The sequence below is a fragment of the Rhodococcus sp. IEGM 1241 genome (assembly GCF_033142365.1).
GTDB classification, from domain to species: Bacteria; Actinomycetota; Actinomycetes; order Mycobacteriales; family Mycobacteriaceae; genus Rhodococcus_F; species Rhodococcus_F erythropolis.
Map to the genome: position 1 here is coordinate 393968 of NZ_JAWLSE010000001.1, position 16656 is coordinate 410623.

Below are 16656 nucleotides of genomic sequence, written 5' to 3' on the forward strand. Positions count from 1 at the left end.
CTAGTTGCTGGGCGGTTTCTACTCAAGAGTAACGCCCAATCGTTTCGGCAGGGGGAACCTGGCGGACGATTGTTCAGTCGGAGAAATTTCGCCGAATCGTTTCATCAGAGCTATTGACTATGCCGAAACGTTTCGGCACTCTCGTAGAACACCGGGACAACTTCGAGTGAAATTCGGTCGACCTCGGGCACCCTCATTCCCAGTCCATGCGCCTAAATACGACGATCCACGGAGTTACCCCATGAGAGAGAAAACCCGTCCACGTCGCGCGGGTGCTGCTGCCGCGTGGTCGGCCACTGGTGGTTTGGTCGAACGGCCGGGATTGATTCCGGGTGCACCTGAGATCTGGGTCTACACAGACAAGTTCTCCTACTTCGCCGGCGACACCGTCTCGGTGCGGGTCCACACCACCGCTGACGAATACGACATCGAGGTGGTCCGTGACGGCGCGCGCCCACAGAGCATCGTCAAGTACATCGGGCTACCAGGAAAACAACAGTCGACGCCCGACGACGCCTATGCGACCGGGTGTGATTGGTCGGAATCCGTTGCCTTCACCGTTGCACCGAATTGGGCTTCGGGGATGTACCTGATCCTGGTTCGAATGCGCCACGAAGGTGTGGTCGTCGAACGTGAGGGCTTCTTCATTGTCAAGGCACGTGAACCCGAGCACGCTGACATGGTCCTCATCCACACCACGAGCACGATGTTGGCCTACAACGACTGGGGCGGAGCCAACAATTTCCGTGGTGCCCCGGACGGTTTCGGCGACGTGGCGACACCGATTTCGTCGACGCAGCGTCCCATCGCGCGCGGGATGTTGCGCAAACCCGAAGGTGCAGCGCGAAACATTCACACCGATATGCCGGGAATCGGATGGGTTCCGCGGCACCCGCCGTACGAATGGGCCTGGGTGAACGGATACTCGCGCCATCACGCCGACGCATTCTGGGCGACGTACGAACGCCCGTTCACGGTGTGGGCGGAGGAGCAAGCGTTTCTCGTACACCACATCACCCAGCACGACCTACATGAGGATCCTTCAGCGCTGCGCGGATATTCGTGTGCAGTCGTCGTCGGTCACGACGAGTACTGGTCGTGGGAAATGCGTGATCGTCTCGACGCATTTGTCGAAGGAGGAGGCGGCCTGGCGCGATTCGGCGGGAACTTCCTGTGGCAGGTACGCATCGAAGGTGACGCGCAGATTTGTTACAAGAACCCCTTCGACGATCCCATACGAGAAGTAGACCCCACCCGCGTCACCACGGCATGGGATTCCCCCGAGATTGCTCGGCCGGGCGCGTGGACGATGGGTTTGACCGCGATGGCGGGGGTGTACAACCGTTACGGTGCAACAACTCCGAGGTCATCCGGCGGCTTTACCGTATACCGGCCCGATCATTGGGCATTGAACGGAACCGACCTGTATTACGGTGACAACTTCGGAATCGCGCCGGTCTGTATTGCCGCCTTCGCAATGGACGGTGCGGACTACACGTTCAGGAAGGGTCTGCCGTACGCCACCGGTGTCGACGGTGCACCAGAGGATCTGGAAATCATCGCAATGGCGCCGGCAGTTTCGGGGTCACGGGACAACTGGAACGGCACCGTTCCGATTGGTGCGCCCTTCGCCGAGTTGTCGGGAATCTTCGAAAGTGCCTATGGGAGAGAACTCCCCGAGCATCTGCGCGAGTTCGAATACGGTTCGGGAATGGTGGCGACACATCAGCGCGGTCTCGGAACCGTTTTCAATGCCGGGACGACCGAGTGGGTCAGTGGACTGATTCACCGGGATCCTTTCACCGAACGAATAACCGCAAACGTACTGAATCTGTTTGCTGCGCAACTGTCGAGTTTCACTGAGGAGACAAACTGACGGCGACGACCAGCGGTAGAGTTTGTTGCCCCGAGGATGATGGCGAAAGAGGATCCATACGTACGTATGTATGGAGATCTGAAATCGACTTGACCAGGGTTTTTAATCCAAACTACCGTAGTCTTCGCCGTTCAGTTGGATGACGGGTGAGTGTGGGGAGCTGCCAACCTCGGCAGTCACGTGCGGATCTCGACGATCAGATCCGCACGCGACCTGGCCGCTGCGATCATGTCGGCGTTCGGTTGATCCACCCATCTCACCCAGTCCGCGGCCGCTTCGGAACTCCTCCCGAAGCGGCTGTGGCGTTTCACCAACCGCTGCGTGCGTGTGGCCTCCGGAACCTCGAGGTACCAGACGGTGTCGATCGCCGCTCGTACTTGTGGCCAGCTGCCGTTTGGTAGGAGGAGGTAGTTTCCCTCGGTGACGATCAACGGTGTTCGAGGCTCGACAGCGGTTGCGCTACCGATTGATTCGTCGATCTCGCGATCGAAGACGGGCGCGTACACAATGGAGTCTGCCGATCGGAGGCGGTGTAGAAGCGCCGCGTATCCGTCGGCGTCGAAAGTTTCCGGAGCGCCTTTTTGTCCACGCCTGCCGAGTCGGTCGAGTTCCCGATTGGCAAGGTGAAAGCCGTCCATCTCGACGACGGTGCAGAGTGAGTCCAGTTTCTGCGCAATTGCCTGTGAAGCCGTCGATTTCCCGGCTCCAGGGGCTCCCGCGATGCCTAGGATGTATCGGCTGTTGTCGGTAATCAGTGACGCGGCGCGTGAGGCAAGTTGATCGAGCGTCAGCGAGACGGTCGGCGGTGAGGTCCTCACTTGTTGCTCCGATCAGTCCGAGGGCCGGTGGATCGAGGGTACGCCGGAGGTCTTCGACCATTGACAGTCTGAATGGACTGTGAAACTGTGAGCCATGCCACTCGAGAGGCTGGAGGTGTGACCGTGACCCTGCGTGACGCGCAGCGCGAAGCCACGCGCCACCGGATTCTCGATGCGGCAACGGATTTACTGATAGCGGACGGGTATTCGTCGTTGACGACGCAGTCGGTTCAAACGGCTGCCGGAGTCAGTCGGGGTGCTCTCCTGCACCACTTTCCGAATATGCAGGAGCTCACTGCCGCGTTGGTGTCGAACATCGTCGTGCGGAACGAAGCGGCGGTGAGGTCGGCGATGTCTCGACAAGACCCGTCGGTGGATACGATCGAGAACTCGATCTCCGCTTTGTATTCGGCGTTGACTCAGCCGCCGTTCCAAGCGGAACTCGAACTGTGGTCGGCGGCTCGGACGGATCCGGTGTTGGCGGAGGTTCTCCGCGAATCGGAGCGCGTCGCCGGGCGGGATTTGCAGCGAGTTGTCCATGATGCGTTCGGGCCTGAAATTGTTGCTTCCGAGAACTATTCGCAAATTGCAGATCTAACCGTGCTGATGCTCCGTGGTTTGGCGTTGTCCCGGGCGGTACACAAGAGCGATGCCTCTGCGCGTCGTTCGATCAGTCAATGGGCGGGCGTCGTTCGCCTGCTGCTCACCCAGAACTAGCGCAACTCGTTTCGTTCGAGATGCGCTCGATCGACAGGACCGATGATGACAGATTTTGCGACCCTGAAATACGAGACCTCTGGTGGTAAGGCGTACATCACCCTGAACCGCCCCGATCGGCTCAACGCAATCGACGATCGGATGCCGTCGGACATCCGAAATGCAGTTGCGGCGGCCAATGACGACGACGACGTTCGCGTGATCATCTTGCAAGGCGCAGGCAAGGCGTTTTGCGCCGGGTACGACCTCAAGAAGTTCGCCGAAGGAGATCTCGACGGAAAGTGGAATCAAGGCCCGGTGTGGGACCCCATCAAGGACTTTCGGGGCATGAAGCAGAACACCGATGACTTCTTCACCCTCTGGCGATCGCTCAAGCCGACCATCTGCAAAGTTCAGGGTCATGCAGTCGCAGGCGGAAGCGATATTGCGCTGTCCTGCGACATGCTGATCATGGCTGACGACGCCCGCATCGGATACCCGCCTGCTCGCGTCTGGGGTTGCCCGACCACAGCTATGTGGGTGTACCGCCTCGGGGCGCAACGCGCCAAGCGAATGTTGTTGACGGGAGACACCATTGACGGTGTCACCGCCGCCGATTGGGGATTGGCGCTCGAATCGGTGCCGGCCGACGAACTGGACGCTGCGGTGGAGGCGTTGGCGGATCGCATCGCCGGTGTCCCGCTCAATCAATTGGCAATGCAGAAGATGATGATCAATCAGGCGTACGACAACATGGGGTTGCAGGGCACCCAGGTGCTGGCAACCCTGTTCGACGGAATTACGCGTCACTCGCCGGAAGGGCGCTGGTTCAAGGATTTTGCCGAACGCGACGGATTTCACGCCGCGGTGCAGTACCGCGATTCCGGCCGCAAGATTCCAGACGGAGGCGGGCCGCTCCCCGAATCCGACACCCCTTCACGATAGAAAGTGGATGTGAGATGAGCAGTGTTCTCGAAACGTCGTACTTCCCCGCGGACGTGTCGGACCCGATAGTGGAACAAACGGTCGGCGGGCTGCTCCGAGAGTGCGCCGCGGACTCGCCGAACCTGGTTGCTATCCGAGAAGTAGTTCCGGCGCAATCGCATTCGTTGTCCGGTGCCTCCGAGACGGATCGCACCTGGACCTTTGCGGAACTCCTGGGTGAAGCGGAGGGGTGCGCGCACTACCTCTTGTCGCAGTTCGACCGCGGCGACCGGATAACGGTCTGGGCTCCGAACATTCCGGAGTGGATGATTCTGCAGTACGGCGCCGCGCTCGCCGGAATGGTTCTGGTGACTGCCAATCCGGCGTTGGGCGCCGAGGAGTTGGCGTACGTCTTGTCGCAGTCCCAGTCCCGCGGGTTGTTCCACACCGGAAAGTTTCGCGGCGGTGACATGGCGGCGGTGGCATCCGAGGCGATTTCGATTGCGGGAGCAGAAGTTCTGGCAGTGAACTTCGAGGATTGGGATCGTCAGGTTCGAGGTTGGGCGGGCGAACGGGGCGCACTGCCCGAAGTCTCTCCTGACGACAATGCGCAGATCCAGTACACGTCGGGAACCACCGGAGTTCCCAAAGGTGCGCTGCTGCATCACCGAGGACTGGTCAACAATGCCGATTTCGTCAGTCGGAGAGGTCAATTCCCCGAACGGGGGTCGGTGGTGTCGGCGATGCCGCTGTTTCACACTGCCGGGTGCGGCATCCTGGTTCTCGGTGCCGCGCAGCGAAGAATGTCCATCGGTCTGATCCAGTATTTCGATCCGACTGCGGTTCTCGATGCGGCGGAACGCTTTCGGGCCGACGTGGTCAGTGGAGTCCCGACGATGCTGATCGCGATGATCAACGACGCCAGCTTCGCGAGCCGCGATTTCTCGACCTGTTCGGTGGTCGTGTCGGGTGGGTCGTCGGTCCCGCCCGAACTCGTGAGCACGGTGGAATCGGCCTTCGGTGCGGGGTTCAGCATCGTCTACGGGCAAACCGAGGCGAGCCCCGTGATCACGCAGACCAGCCCCGCCGACACCCCCGAAGACAAATCGGAGACGGTCGGTCTCGCGTTGCCGCAGGTCGAGGTGAAGATCTCCGACGTGGTGACCGGGGACAGCGTGCCACTCGGCGAACAAGGTGAGATCTGCGCGCGCGGGTACCTCGTCATGACCGAATACTTCCGCAACCCGGAGGCTTCGGCCGCCACCGTGGACAAGGACGGTTGGTTACATACCGGCGACTTGGGGACGATGGATCAGCGTGGATACGTCCGGGTGACCGGCCGGCTCAAGGACATGATCATCCGCGGCGGGGAGAACATCTATCCGCGAGAGGTCGAGTCCGTGATCTTCACACATCCGAAGATCCTCGATGTAGCGGTCGTGGGTGTGCCTGACGAGGTATGGGGCGAGCGGGTGGTTGCCGTCATCAGGTGGAAAGACGAGTCCGACCAGCCGACCGCAGCCGAACTGGTCGAGTTCTGCACCGAGCGACTGGCACGCCACAAAGCACCCAAGGAGTGGTTCAGTGCAGAAGCATTTCCTCTGACCGGCTCGGGCAAGATTCAGAAATATCGAATTGCGAGCCTGGTCGGCGAGGGCGCCTACGGCGTCGTCAGCTGACCCGAGCCCCTAGCACGTCGGAGCGATTCTGTCTGGGTTATCCCCGTAAATCGCTTCGACGTGCCCTGTTTATCCTGGTGTCGTGAGTTCAACCTTCGGTGAAACCGGACACAAAGCCACCTCCAGCCGCATTCGCGCCACAGCCTTTGCGTCGAAGGTGATGGCCGCGTCCGACGCTGTGAAGTTCATTCACCCCGGCGACACGGTCGCGATCAGCGGTTTCGCAAGTGCCGGTACTCCCAAGGTCATCATTCCGGCGCTGGCCGAGCGCATTCACCACACCAGGGGCAACGGATCGAACTTCACGATCAATCTCCTGACCGGCGCGTCGGTGTCCACCGAGACCGAAAGGCTGCTCGCCGAGGTCGACGGAATCGCGCTGCGTATGCCGTATCAGTCCGAGGCCACCGCGCGTCGCCGCATCAACGACGGTCGCATGGACTACGTCGACATCCATCTCTCCCACGTTGCTCAGCAGGTGTGGGAGGGCTACTACGGCAACGTCGACGTCGCGGTCGTCGAAGTCGCCGGTATCACCGAATCAGGTGAACTGATTCCCTCCGCGTCGATCGGCAACAACAAGACGTGGCTCGACGTCGCAGACAAGGTCATTCTCGAAGTCAACTCCTGGGTGCCCGAGGCGATGGAAGGCATCCACGACGTCTACTACGGCACCGCGTTGCCGCCGCATCGCAAGCCTCTCGAGATCACCCGCGTCGAAGACCGGATCGGCCAGACGACATTCCGAGTGGATCCCGCGAAGGTTGTGGCCGTTGTCGAGACCGACTGCCGAGACAGCGCGAGCCCTCTCACTGCACCCGACGCCGTCAGTGAGGCGATCGCCGGCCACGTCCTGGAATTCTTCGACTTCGAGGTGCGCGCCGGACGGATGCCGGCGGATACCTTGCTTCCGCTGCAGGCAGGCATCGGCAATGTTGCCAACGCGGTGCTCGGCGGTCTCGATCGGGGGCCGTACCGCGGCCTGACCTGCTACTCCGAGGTCATCCAGGACGGGATGCTCAAGCTGATCAAGGACGGAACCGTCGCGCATGCGTCGTCGACGGCTTTGGCGCTCACCGACGAGGGCATCGAAGAACTGACCGCGAACATCGACTTCTACCGCAACCACATCACGCTCCGTCCGCAGGAAATCAGCAACCACCCAGAGGTGGTGCGCAGACTCGGAATCATCGCCATGAACGGCATGCTGGAGGCCGACATCTACGGCAACGTGAACTCGACGCACGTCATGGGGACGAAGATTATGAACGGAATCGGCGGCTCGGGGGACTTCGCCCGCAACGGCTACGTGTCCATGTTCCTGAGCCCGTCGACGGCCCGCGGCGGTGAGATCTCGGCGATCGTGCCGATGGTTCCGCACGTCGACCACACCGAGCACGACACGCAGGTGATGGTCACCGAGCAGGGGTTGGCCGATCTGCGCGGTCTGTCTCCGCGGCGACGCGCGCGCCTGATCGTCGACAACTGTGCTCACCCGGAGTTCCGGCCACTGCTCCGCGATTACATCGCTCGCGCCGACGCTCAGCCGGGCGCGGGGCAGACGCCGCACATCCTGGGCGAGGCATTCTCGTTCCATCAGCGGTACATCGACACGGGTTCGATGCGCTTGTCCTGACCTTCCGATCGGTGCTTGTACGATCTTCGGACGCCGAGCAAATCAGGAGTGAAGAGCGACATGGCTCGACCGTCGAAACCGTTGATCAGCCGAACCACCGCAGTTGCCGCAGCAATCTCGATTATCGATGCCGAGGGCTTGGACGCTTTCAGCCTTCCGCGTCTGGCTAAGTACCTCGACGTCAAAGCTCCGTCGTTGTATCACCATTTCTCCGACAAGAACGAGATTTTGACGGAGGTTGCGCGAGCAATCGTGTTCGAGACCAGGATTCCGCGTCAGCCCGCGTCAGGTGATTGGCAGGACTGGGTTGTCGCGTACGGCTTGAACTTTCGGGATGTGATTCTGCGTCACCGCAATGCCGCGCCTGTGATGTTGCAGTTTCTTCCGCGAGACCTCGTGACTGACATGTTCGAGGCTGCAGCAGATTACCTCGAGGGTTCGGGAGTTCCTGTGCGGCTGCATGTTCAGATCCTCGACGGCCTCGAGAAGCTGACCTTGGGTGTCACCCTCACTGAGGCGATGAGGCCCGAGGCCAAGCGTTCCGCCGTTTTTGCCAACGTAGATCGAATTGCCCATCCGGTTCTCGACGCCGCGCTGAAGTCGAATCAACGTACGCCCAGGCAGTTGTACGAACAGATGATGCGAAGTTTCCTCTACGGGGTTCTTCACGCCGACCAGGTGGATAACTCGATCTGATCAAGCGGCAGGTACAGATGCCTTTTCGCCGTCGACGGCAAGGGCGACTGATTCCTTGGTATTGCGAACCTGCGCGTATGCGATCGTTGCGGCGGCGAGCAGGGTCGGTACGACGAAGAGGAAGAAGATGGATTCCGTCGTCCAGGATCGGTCGACGAGTAGACCGATCCCCAACGGCGTCACGATACTTCCGATGCGGCCGAGTCCCGCTGCGATTCCGAGAGCGGAGACACGTGCTTCGGGGCGGAAGAGGATCGGCACCATGACATACAGGCCGGTGTAGGCCGCGGTCATACACAGCCCGAGCAGAGCTGACGCCACCAGCGCGGGGCTGAGTTGAGTCGAGACCAGAGCGAGGACGCCGAACAGTAGCGAGCCGGCGAGGATGAAGCCCATGGTGATCCACATCGAGGCGAATCGAAGGGCCAGGCCGGCGAAGACCAGCGTTCCGAGCGCGCCGCCGAGCGAGAACATCAGTCCACCACTGATTCCGGCGTTGTTGGACATGCCGGCAAGCTTGAGAAGTTTCGGTGTCCAGGTATTGCCGAAGAAGTATGCGATGTTGACCAGGCCGAAGACGATGCATGTCGTCGCCAGGGCCCAGGACTTCAGGTGAGCCGATCCGGAGACGTTCGGTGACCGCCGCACAGGTGTCGTGTGATTACCCGTGGCCGGGACTCCGGTCAGTTTCATCTTGGAAATCAGTTCGTCCAGCTTCTTTCGCGACGACTCGGTTCCCTTGGCGGCGAGGAAGTCCGGCGATTCTGGGATTCCGAAATAGGCCACACCCGCCATTATTGCCGTGACGACCGCGCCGAGCAGGAATGCGGAGTGCCAGCCGTACGTCGACATCAGCACCGCTGCTCCGGCGCCGCCGAGTACACCCCCGAGTGGAATGCCGATCGCGAACAGCGCGATGAGCGTCGAGCGCTTGCGTGCAGGTGCGTACTCGCCGACGATGATCGGCGAACTCGGGATGATGCCGCCCATACCGACGCCGGCCAGCAGACGCGCAAGCGCAAGTTGTGTGACGTCGCCGCTCGCTGCGGACAGTAGAAGACCGACTGTGATGACGACCAGCGAACCGATCAGCAGGGGGCGGCGCCCGTATCGGTCGCCGACCGGTCCCAAGGCGATCGAGCCGACCGCCATGCCGATGAGGCCGGCGCTGAAAAGCATGCCGGACTGGGTGCCGGATATTCCCCAGTCGTCCGTGATCGGCAGTATGGCGAGTGACATCGAAAGGATGTCGTATCCCTCGGCCATGTTGACCAGCGTGCACAGAAGGATTACCCGTATTTGGAGTCTGCTGAGTGGAGACGCATCGATCAGTTCGCGTGCTGAAGCCATCGTGTTCCTTAGTCGGAAGGGGTGGTTGCGGGTGTGACTTGGCTTGTGCGCTCGGGTGATGTTCACCAGCAGCAGTTTTCGAGTGGACACTGAATCGATGTGCCTCAAGTCACATCGGTTAATCTAACGCAGTTCGGTTAAATGGTCAACGCATGCGCCTTCGGTAAACCTAATGGCGTATGGTTTAGTGTACGAGACGGGATGATTCTGCTGAGTCTGTTCGACTGTTAGCTCTATTCTGTTGTTGTGCAACAGTTTTGCAGTTGTCGATGGTTGACAGGTCGGCCGGGGGAGCTTACGTTTCGCCGAGATGTAAACAGTTACTGACAACTTCCTGGGGCGCTGCGGCCCGCAGGAAGGAAGGAATGGTTTCCCATGGCCCTCTCCGATTTCTTCGACCAAGGGTGGAGCGTCGATCCCGCTGCCATCGCATATCGTCACGGCGACGTCGACTGGACGTTCGAAGAAGCAGGTTCGCTGTCCTGTCGTGTCGCGAACGCGTTGCTGCGAGACGGAATGAAGCCGGAAACGAAGATCGGCGTTCTCTCTCCCAATGATCCAGCGGCGTGGTTATGCGTCATCGCTGCCTGGCGTGCCGGTGGAACCTGGGTGCCTCTCAATCCGAACAGTCCGATCACGGACAGCATCGGATTCGTCAACCAGTTCGATTGCGAGATTCTCTTCTATCACCCTGCGCTTGCAGCAGCTGTAGACGAGATTCACGCTGCAGTCGGCGACCGCATCCAGTACATCCGCCTCGAAGGAGAAGCGGGCGCCGCCGAGTGTGTTCGTGACTACGCCCGCGCATTGACGGACTGGCTCGGCGATTCTCCGTCGACGCATCCGAGGGTCGACGTTCCGCAGGATTCCGTGGCGATGATTTCGCCGACCGGCGGTACGACAGGCGCTCCCAAGGGCGTGATGAACACCCACCGCAGCTTCTCGATGTGTGTTGCGCAGCTGATGCTTGCCATGCACTATCGCGCCGACGAGAAGGTGGTCAACCTCGCGGCTGCCCCCATGACGCACTCCGCCGGAATGCTGACCCTGCCGGCAACTGCCCGCGGCGGCGCCGTCGTCGTGTTGAAGCGGCCGGATCCGGAGACCCTGCTCGAGTCGATCGACCGATACAACGTCACCGACCTGTTCCTGCCTCCCACCGTGATCTACCGGTTGATCGAACATCCGGATCTGGCGAACTACGATCTCACGTCGCTGCGGTACTTCCTCTATGGTTCTGCCCCGATGTCGGCCGAGAAGCTGCGCAAGTGCTTGAAGGTTCTGGGTCCGGTGATGATCGAATGCTTCGGCCAGACGGAAGCTCCCGGCTCCATCAGTTTCCTGCGCCCCGAGCAGCACTTTGTCGACGGCGAGATCGCCGACGACGCCCGATTGCTGTCTTGTGGTCGGCCGTCGCCGTTGATCAGAGTCGAAATCCGCGACGACGAAGACAACGCGCTTCCGAGCGGTGAGCGTGGCGAAATCTGCGTACGCGGAGACCTGGTCATGAAGGGGTACTACAACAACCCCGAGGCGACCGCCGACACCATACGTGACGGTTGGCTTCACACCGGCGACATCGGATACCTCGACAACGAAGGGTTTCTGACGCTCACCGACCGCAAGAAAGACATGATCATCTCGGGCGGATTCAACGTCTTCCCAGCTGAGGTCGAGCAGGTGATCTGGTCGCACCCCGCTGTGCAGGACTGTGCCGTCATCGGCATTCCGGACCCGGAATGGGGCGAGGCCGTCACCGCTGTCGTCGAGCTCAACGAGGGCGCAGAAGTAGGTGCCGACGAGCTGATTGCTCTGTGCCGCAACAAGCTCGGAGGTGTTCGTAGTCCCAAGCGAATCGACTTCGTCGAACGACTCCCGCGCAGCGTCAACGGGAAGGTCCTCAAGAAGGATCTCCGAGAACTCTACTGGGCTGATCAGGCTCGACGAGTCTGAAGAACAGGACTGACGAATAATGCACCCTTCATTCGACGATGCCGCCCTGCGATGTGAAGGCACGAGCATCAGACTGCTGGCTTCGCAGTGCAGTCGGTGCGAGAACATCAGCTTCCCTTGCCGTGAGCGTTGCGCCAAGTGCTACGCCCCGGCGACCCAGATCGAACTGGCCGAGTCCGGTACCGTCTTATCGCATTGCACTGCAGCATTTCCGATTGCCGGAGCGCAACCTCCCGTGACCATCGCGCAGGTGCGTATCGGTGACGCCGACATCGAAATTCTGGGAGTCAGTGCCGATCCCGTTCGAATCGGTGATGTGGTTTCCGTTGTTCCCCGGAGTGCGGGCACGGAAGACTCACTGTTCACGACATACGGTTTCGAAAAGGAGTCGCGCGATGCGTGAGGTATACATCTCGGGCGTCGGAATGACGCCGTTCGTTTCCAAAACGACGACACCGCCACATGTTCAGGGTGGACAGGCGTTGAACGCGGCCCTCGGGGATTCCGGACTGGACTGGGCTGAAGTCGGCCTGCTCGTGGTCGGTGCCGTCGGTACCGGAATGTCGACCGCTCCGCTGGTTCTGCACGAAATGGCGTGGACCGGGATTCCTGCTGTTGCGGTAGAGAACGCATCAGCCACCGGCACAGCGGCTTTCGAGCAGGCCCGCGCTGCTGTGGCATCGGGGCAGGTGGAAACTGCCGCGGTGGTCGGAGTCGGAAGCCTCGGTGCTCTCTTGATGAGCCGCGCCGCCGAAGGGGAACGTGAACCGGACTTGATTTCTGTATCCGGCATGGCAGTTCCTGCTGTTCCGTTTGCGTTGATGAAGCAGGCCCGCATGCATCGACACGGCGAATCGGCCGACGCCAGCCTCCTGGTGGTGGAGAAGAACCTCTTCAATGCAAGCCGAAACCCCATGGCGCAGCGTAACAAAGCATTGACGATGGACGAGTTGAAAGCTGCACCGATGCTGGTGGATCCGCTCCGGCGCGTCGAATCCTGCCCGATCGGTGACGGCGCAGCAGCAGTCGTCATCACCAGCAGAAAACTCGCGAACGCCAGTCGGGCAGTCCGAGTGGCTGCCGCCGTAGCGGAGACAGACAAGTGGCACGGGGCTGCCGCGTTCATGCCTGATCTCGGTGTGACCAAGCGGGTCTCCGCCCGTGCCTACGAGCAAGCCGACATTCGCCCCGACAACGTCGACGTCGTAGAGGTTCACGAGGCTTTCAGCGTCGAAGAACTGCAGTACATCGAGGATCTCGGGTTGGCGGCGGAAGGGAAGGCGTCGTTCGCGATGGCAGACGGCGATTTCCACATCGGAGGCCGTGTCGCGGTCAGCCCCAGCGGTGGACTGATCGGCCGTGGGCATCCCGGTGGAGCGACCGGCCTGTCCCAGTTCGTCGAGATCACTCAGCAGATTCGTGGGCAGTCCGGGGTCCGTCAGCACGACGGTGCGCGGATCGGATTCGCGCAGATGATCGGAGCCGGCGGAGTGAGTTACGCGCACATCCTGGTCGGCGAAGACTAGCGGTTCCGGTACGACAGTCCCCCCGCCTTCGGAACGTGGTGGAAGAATGCGGGGGGTGAACGCAACCGGAGTACCCACAGAAGTGCTTTCCCGGGTAGCCGCGGCAGGGGCGGACGACGCCGGTGGCCTACCCGTCGAACTGCTGGGTGATTTCCTGGACGTGCTCAGTGTCGCCGTATGCGAGGGGAAGCCGCTGCAGCGTCGTCAGCTGCATCGTTTCCGCGCCCGTGGTGAAGAAGCGGCGCAGCAGGGTGTTGCCCTGCGAGCCTTGCTCGATCTTTATCTCTCCTCGGCCTGGCGCCTGTGGCGTGAACTCCCCGCTGTTATTGCGGCACAATCGGATCCGACTGCCGTCGTCTCGGCCGGCGAAGTCATGCTCCGTGCCGTCGACGATGCCGTCGCCGAACTGGCCGAAGGATTTCAGTTGGCCAGGCGTTCTCTGGTCCGCTCGCAGGTATCGGCACGCCGTGAGTTCGTCGACGACCTGTTGACCGGTGGAGCCGATGTCGTCGGATTGTTAGGTCGTGCTTCGGGATTCGGTCTCCACCTCAGCGGTCCGCATGCCGTCGCGGTGGTGACCGCGACGCGCGAGTTCACCGACGACAATCCCTTGGTGCGGGCCGTCGAACGTGCCGTGCTCGGCAGCAAGGGTGACGCCGACGCGCTGGTTGCCAGCAAGAGCGGCAAACTGGTCGTCGTTTTCGCGGCGCCGGACCGTGATGCCGTTGATCACGTGCTGGCGGGTATTCGGTCGGCTCTCGGACCGGGAACCGATGACGACGGGCGAGTTCAGTTGCAGCGGCGTGCTTTGGACGGCACCTGGCAGATCGCTGTCGGGCGCCCTCGCACCACCGCTTCGGGCGTCGTGGCGTCGTACCGGGAGGCGCTCGACGCACTGGACCTGGCGCAGCGCCTGTCGTTGACCGCACCGATCATCGATGCTCGTGACCTGCTGGTCTACCGCGTTCTGGTCAACGACAGGCCGGCGGTCACCGACCTGATCCACACCCTGCTCACGCCGCTGCTCGAGGCGCGCGGCGGCGCTGGGCCGATGATCGACACCCTGCTCGCGTACTTCTCCGCCGGCGGCAATACGGCAAAGACCGCCCGAGACCTGCACTTGTCGGTCCGGGCGGTCACGTACCGCTTGGACCGTATCCGTGAACTCACCGGCCAGAACGTCAACGACCCCAACGACAGCTTCGCGCTCCACGCTGCCGTGTTGGGCGCGAAGTTGCTCGACTGGCCGGCCACGGAGCTGGCCTGATCAGCTGGTGCGCGCCCGTTCCTCGTAGGCAGCACGGGCCGCGGTGTCGACGTCGCCGAGAAACTGCGTCTCGACGCCGAACAGTCGGCTCAATGCCTCGTAAGGCCGTCGGGGCACGAAACCCTGTGCCTGGACAAGCAGTCCGGACACTCGCGTAATGCGCACGCGTGGTCGAGGTTTGGTGATCAAGCCGACGATTGCTTCGGCGATTTCCTCCGGCTGAACCTCACGGAAACCCTTCATTCCCGAAGTCCCGGAAGTGAGTTGGGTGTTGGTGAGCGTCGGCAGTACGGACGAGACGTTCACTCCGGTGCCACGAACTTCCTTGCGGACAGAATCGGTGAAGCCCAACACCGCATGCTTGGCGCCGCAGTACGTCGACAGACCGGGGCACGGGAGTTCGCCGGCAAGCGAAGCGATGTTGATGACGTGTCCACGTCCGCGTGGAAGCATCCGTCGCAGTGCGAGTTTGGTTCCCGTGATCACGCCGAGGACGTCGATCTCGATGATGCGTCTGGTCACGGTGTCGTCCTCGTCGACGATCCGTCCGACCGGCATGATGCCCGCATTGTTGACCAGTACGTCGATCGGGCCGAGTTCACCTTCGACGGTGTCGAGGAAGTCGAAGAACGACGCGGGGTCGGTGACGTCGAGACGCCCGAACGTACGGATGCCCAAATCTTTTGCAGCCTGCGCGAGAGTGGCTTCGTCGATGTCGCCGATCGCGACCCTCGCGCCCAGGCTGATGAGCCGTTTCGCGGTGGCGTATCCGATGCCCCTGGCGCCACCGGTGATGACCACTACCTGACCGTCGAAAGGCTTGTTCATATCGCGAGCGTCTCCAAAAACTAGAGGGATGGGATTGCAGTGACGTAAATCTGCAGCGACGTGAAACTGCAGTGAGATGTGATTGTGGACCAGTTGAAGTTGGGTAGATAGGCCTTGTTGGCCGAACCAAGGCGATAGATTTATGACTAAGTCACAATTCGGGGAGGCGCCATGGAAACATCGGAGTTGGACGGCTGGATTGCGAATCTCGCACCCATCTATCTCCAGCCGGAGGTGATCGACGGTTTCGTCCAACGCATCGACGACGCCATTGCCGAGGCCAATCCCGAGGTAGCGGCTGATCGGGAGCTACGACGCGATGTGGATGCGAGCACCGCGGCGCAGCTCCGCGTCATCGTGGCGGCGATCGCGGGCGGTTCCCAAGAGGTCACGCCGCCGGCGGAGTCGGTTGCGCTTGCACTCACCGTCGCTCGGCGCGGTATGGATCTTCGGGTCCTGCTCAAGATCTACGGCGCCGGACGCCTCGCGATGCTGGGTTTCGTCGACGAGTCGATAGAGGCACTCCCGATCGGTCCGGAACTCAAACGCGCACTTCTCGTTCGAGTGTGGGGTTCGGCGATGAGATGGCTGGAAGTGACCACCGAATTGTTGGTCGCGACGTACGCGAAGGAGCGGGAGAGCTTGGCGCGCGGCGCTTTTGCGCGTCGGTCCGAGACGGTGCACGCGATTGTCGCGGGCGAAGCCCTTCACTCCGACGAAGCGTCCCGGATCCTGGACTATCCGATGCGGCGCCACCACACGGCGTTTGTTCTCTGGACGGACGACACCGACCCGGCTGCAGACGTATTGGCGCGGTTGGACTCGTACGCCCGTACCTTTGTGGACGAGTCCAATGGCGAGCGTGTTCTGACTTTGCCTTCGGGCGCGCGTGAGCTGTGGTCGTGGGTCGCGCATTTCGACGGCCAGGAGTGGGCGTCACATGTTGATGCCCGGCATTCGGATCTTCGCGTTGCAGTGGGAGCGAGCGGTTACGGAATGGAAGGATTCGCTCGCAGTCATCGCGAGGCGCTCGCCGCGCAGCGCGTGGCGGTCCGTTCCGGGGGCTCGCCGGGTATCACCGTCTACGAGGATGTTCAGGTTCCCTGTCTGCTCACCGAAGATCTGGGCGAACTGCGTGAGTTGGTGGCTCGGGAACTGAAAGGCCTGGCCGGCGCGGACGGCGTCACGACGCGCATCCGTGACACCGTCCGGGTCTACTACGAGAACAACTGCACCGCGGCCGCTACTGCCGCAGCCCTCGGCCTGCACAAGAACACCGTGCGGTATCGACTCGATCAGGCCGAAAAGCTACTGGGTCGCAGCGTCGACCAGCGTCGGCTGCCGACGGAGTTGGCCCTCATCGCACTGGAGAGCTACGGAGCCACCATCGCGCCGGCGCCGTGATTC

14 protein-coding genes are annotated in these 16656 nt (G+C 61.6%); 11 read left to right on the forward strand and 3 right to left on the reverse strand.

What is annotated here, in order from left to right:
- Positions 1-241 precede the first annotated feature (241 nt).
- Positions 242-1876, forward strand: coding sequence for a N,N-dimethylformamidase beta subunit family domain-containing protein (locus R4P70_RS01815; protein ID WP_317830299.1), 1635 nt, complete (start codon positions 242-244; stop codon positions 1874-1876).
- Positions 1877-2052: 176 nt separating this feature from the next.
- Here the strand turns inward: R4P70_RS01815 and R4P70_RS01820 are convergent, their stop codons facing one another.
- Entirely contained in the window at positions 2053-2694 is a 642-nt protein-coding gene (locus R4P70_RS01820; protein WP_317830300.1) for a nucleoside/nucleotide kinase family protein, read from the reverse strand.
- Between the two features lie 117 nt (positions 2695-2811).
- On the opposite strand from R4P70_RS01820, the gene R4P70_RS01825 reads away from it, so the two are divergent.
- From R4P70_RS01825 to R4P70_RS01845, 5 genes are all read left to right on the forward strand, one after another.
- Entirely contained in the window at positions 2812-3411 is a 600-nt protein-coding gene (locus tag R4P70_RS01825; protein WP_021331692.1) for a TetR/AcrR family transcriptional regulator, read from the forward strand.
- Between the two features lie 45 nt (positions 3412-3456).
- Positions 3457-4335 carry a crotonase/enoyl-CoA hydratase family protein gene (locus R4P70_RS01830; protein WP_020971163.1) on the forward strand — a complete coding sequence of 293 codons (879 nt, stop codon included), beginning with the start codon at positions 3457-3459 and terminating at the stop codon, positions 4333-4335.
- A 14-nt stretch (positions 4336-4349) separates the two neighbouring features.
- Complete coding sequence (locus R4P70_RS01835) at positions 4350-5993, forward strand: AMP-binding protein (RefSeq protein WP_182261546.1); 1644 nt, start codon at positions 4350-4352, stop codon at positions 5991-5993.
- Positions 5994-6075: 82 nt separating this feature from the next.
- Positions 6076-7629 (forward strand): acetyl-CoA hydrolase/transferase family protein, encoded by a 1554-nt coding sequence (locus R4P70_RS01840; RefSeq protein WP_317830301.1) that lies wholly within the window; start codon positions 6076-6078, stop codon positions 7627-7629.
- Positions 7630-7689: 60 nt separating this feature from the next.
- Positions 7690-8325, forward strand: coding sequence for a TetR/AcrR family transcriptional regulator (locus tag R4P70_RS01845; RefSeq protein ID WP_031333860.1), 636 nt, complete (start codon positions 7690-7692; stop codon positions 8323-8325).
- On the opposite strand, the gene R4P70_RS01850 is transcribed toward R4P70_RS01845, so the two are convergent.
- On the reverse strand, positions 8326-9675 hold the full coding sequence (locus tag R4P70_RS01850) for an MFS transporter (RefSeq protein WP_020971159.1): 1350 nt from the start codon (positions 9673-9675) through the stop codon (positions 8326-8328). It lies immediately after the preceding gene.
- Between the two features lie 375 nt (positions 9676-10050).
- Between R4P70_RS01850 and R4P70_RS01855 the strand changes: the two genes are divergently transcribed.
- From R4P70_RS01855 to R4P70_RS01870, 4 genes are all read left to right on the forward strand, one after another.
- Positions 10051-11628, forward strand: a complete 1578-nt coding sequence (locus R4P70_RS01855) for an AMP-binding protein (RefSeq protein ID WP_317830302.1) — start codon at positions 10051-10053, stop codon at positions 11626-11628.
- Positions 11629-11863: 235 nt separating this feature from the next.
- Positions 11864-12031 carry a hypothetical protein gene (locus tag R4P70_RS01860; protein WP_003942869.1) on the forward strand — a complete coding sequence of 56 codons (168 nt, stop codon included), beginning with the start codon at positions 11864-11866 and terminating at the stop codon, positions 12029-12031.
- A complete protein-coding gene (locus R4P70_RS01865; RefSeq protein ID WP_003942932.1) occupies positions 12024-13154 on the forward strand; it encodes a thiolase family protein in 1131 nt (376 codons plus the stop codon). The genes R4P70_RS01860 and R4P70_RS01865 overlap by 8 nt, the downstream gene beginning before the upstream one ends.
- A 55-nt stretch (positions 13155-13209) precedes the next feature.
- The gene (locus tag R4P70_RS01870) at positions 13210-14421 is read left to right on the forward strand and encodes a PucR family transcriptional regulator (protein WP_021345888.1); all 1212 of its coding nucleotides are present in this window, start codon (positions 13210-13212) and stop codon (positions 14419-14421) included.
- Here R4P70_RS01870 and R4P70_RS01875 read toward each other — a convergent pair whose 3' ends face one another.
- Positions 14422-15249 carry an SDR family oxidoreductase gene (locus R4P70_RS01875; protein WP_019745803.1) on the reverse strand — a complete coding sequence of 276 codons (828 nt, stop codon included), beginning with the start codon at positions 15247-15249 and terminating at the stop codon, positions 14422-14424.
- A 171-nt stretch (positions 15250-15420) separates the two neighbouring features.
- Here R4P70_RS01875 and R4P70_RS01880 point away from each other — a divergent pair, with 171 nt between their 5' ends.
- On the forward strand, positions 15421-16653 hold the full coding sequence (locus R4P70_RS01880) for a PucR family transcriptional regulator (RefSeq protein ID WP_019745802.1): 1233 nt from the start codon (positions 15421-15423) through the stop codon (positions 16651-16653).
- Positions 16654-16656 lie beyond the last annotated feature (3 nt).

What these genes read in the sequence shown, in the direction of transcription:
- R4P70_RS01815 (WP_317830299.1), top strand. Translation starts at nt 242, where the DNA reads ATGAGAGAGAAAACCCGTCCACGTCGCGCGGGTGCTGCTGCCGCGTGG.
- R4P70_RS01830 (WP_020971163.1), top strand. Translation starts at nt 3,457, where the DNA reads ATGACAGATTTTGCGACCCTGAAATACGAGACCTCTGGTGGTAAGGCG.
- R4P70_RS01835 (WP_182261546.1), top strand. Translation starts at nt 4,350, where the DNA reads ATGAGCAGTGTTCTCGAAACGTCGTACTTCCCCGCGGACGTGTCGGAC.
- R4P70_RS01845 (WP_031333860.1), top strand. Translation starts at nt 7,690, where the DNA reads ATGGCTCGACCGTCGAAACCGTTGATCAGCCGAACCACCGCAGTTGCC.
- R4P70_RS01850 (WP_020971159.1), bottom strand. Translation starts at nt 9,675, where the DNA reads ATGGCTTCAGCACGCGAACTGATCGATGCGTCTCCACTCAGCAGACTC.
- R4P70_RS01855 (WP_317830302.1), top strand. Translation starts at nt 10,051, where the DNA reads ATGGCCCTCTCCGATTTCTTCGACCAAGGGTGGAGCGTCGATCCCGCT.
- R4P70_RS01865 (WP_003942932.1), top strand. Translation starts at nt 12,024, where the DNA reads ATGCGTGAGGTATACATCTCGGGCGTCGGAATGACGCCGTTCGTTTCC.
- R4P70_RS01875 (WP_019745803.1), bottom strand. Translation starts at nt 15,249, where the DNA reads ATGAACAAGCCTTTCGACGGTCAGGTAGTGGTCATCACCGGTGGCGCC.
- R4P70_RS01880 (WP_019745802.1), top strand. Translation starts at nt 15,421, where the DNA reads ATGGAAACATCGGAGTTGGACGGCTGGATTGCGAATCTCGCACCCATC.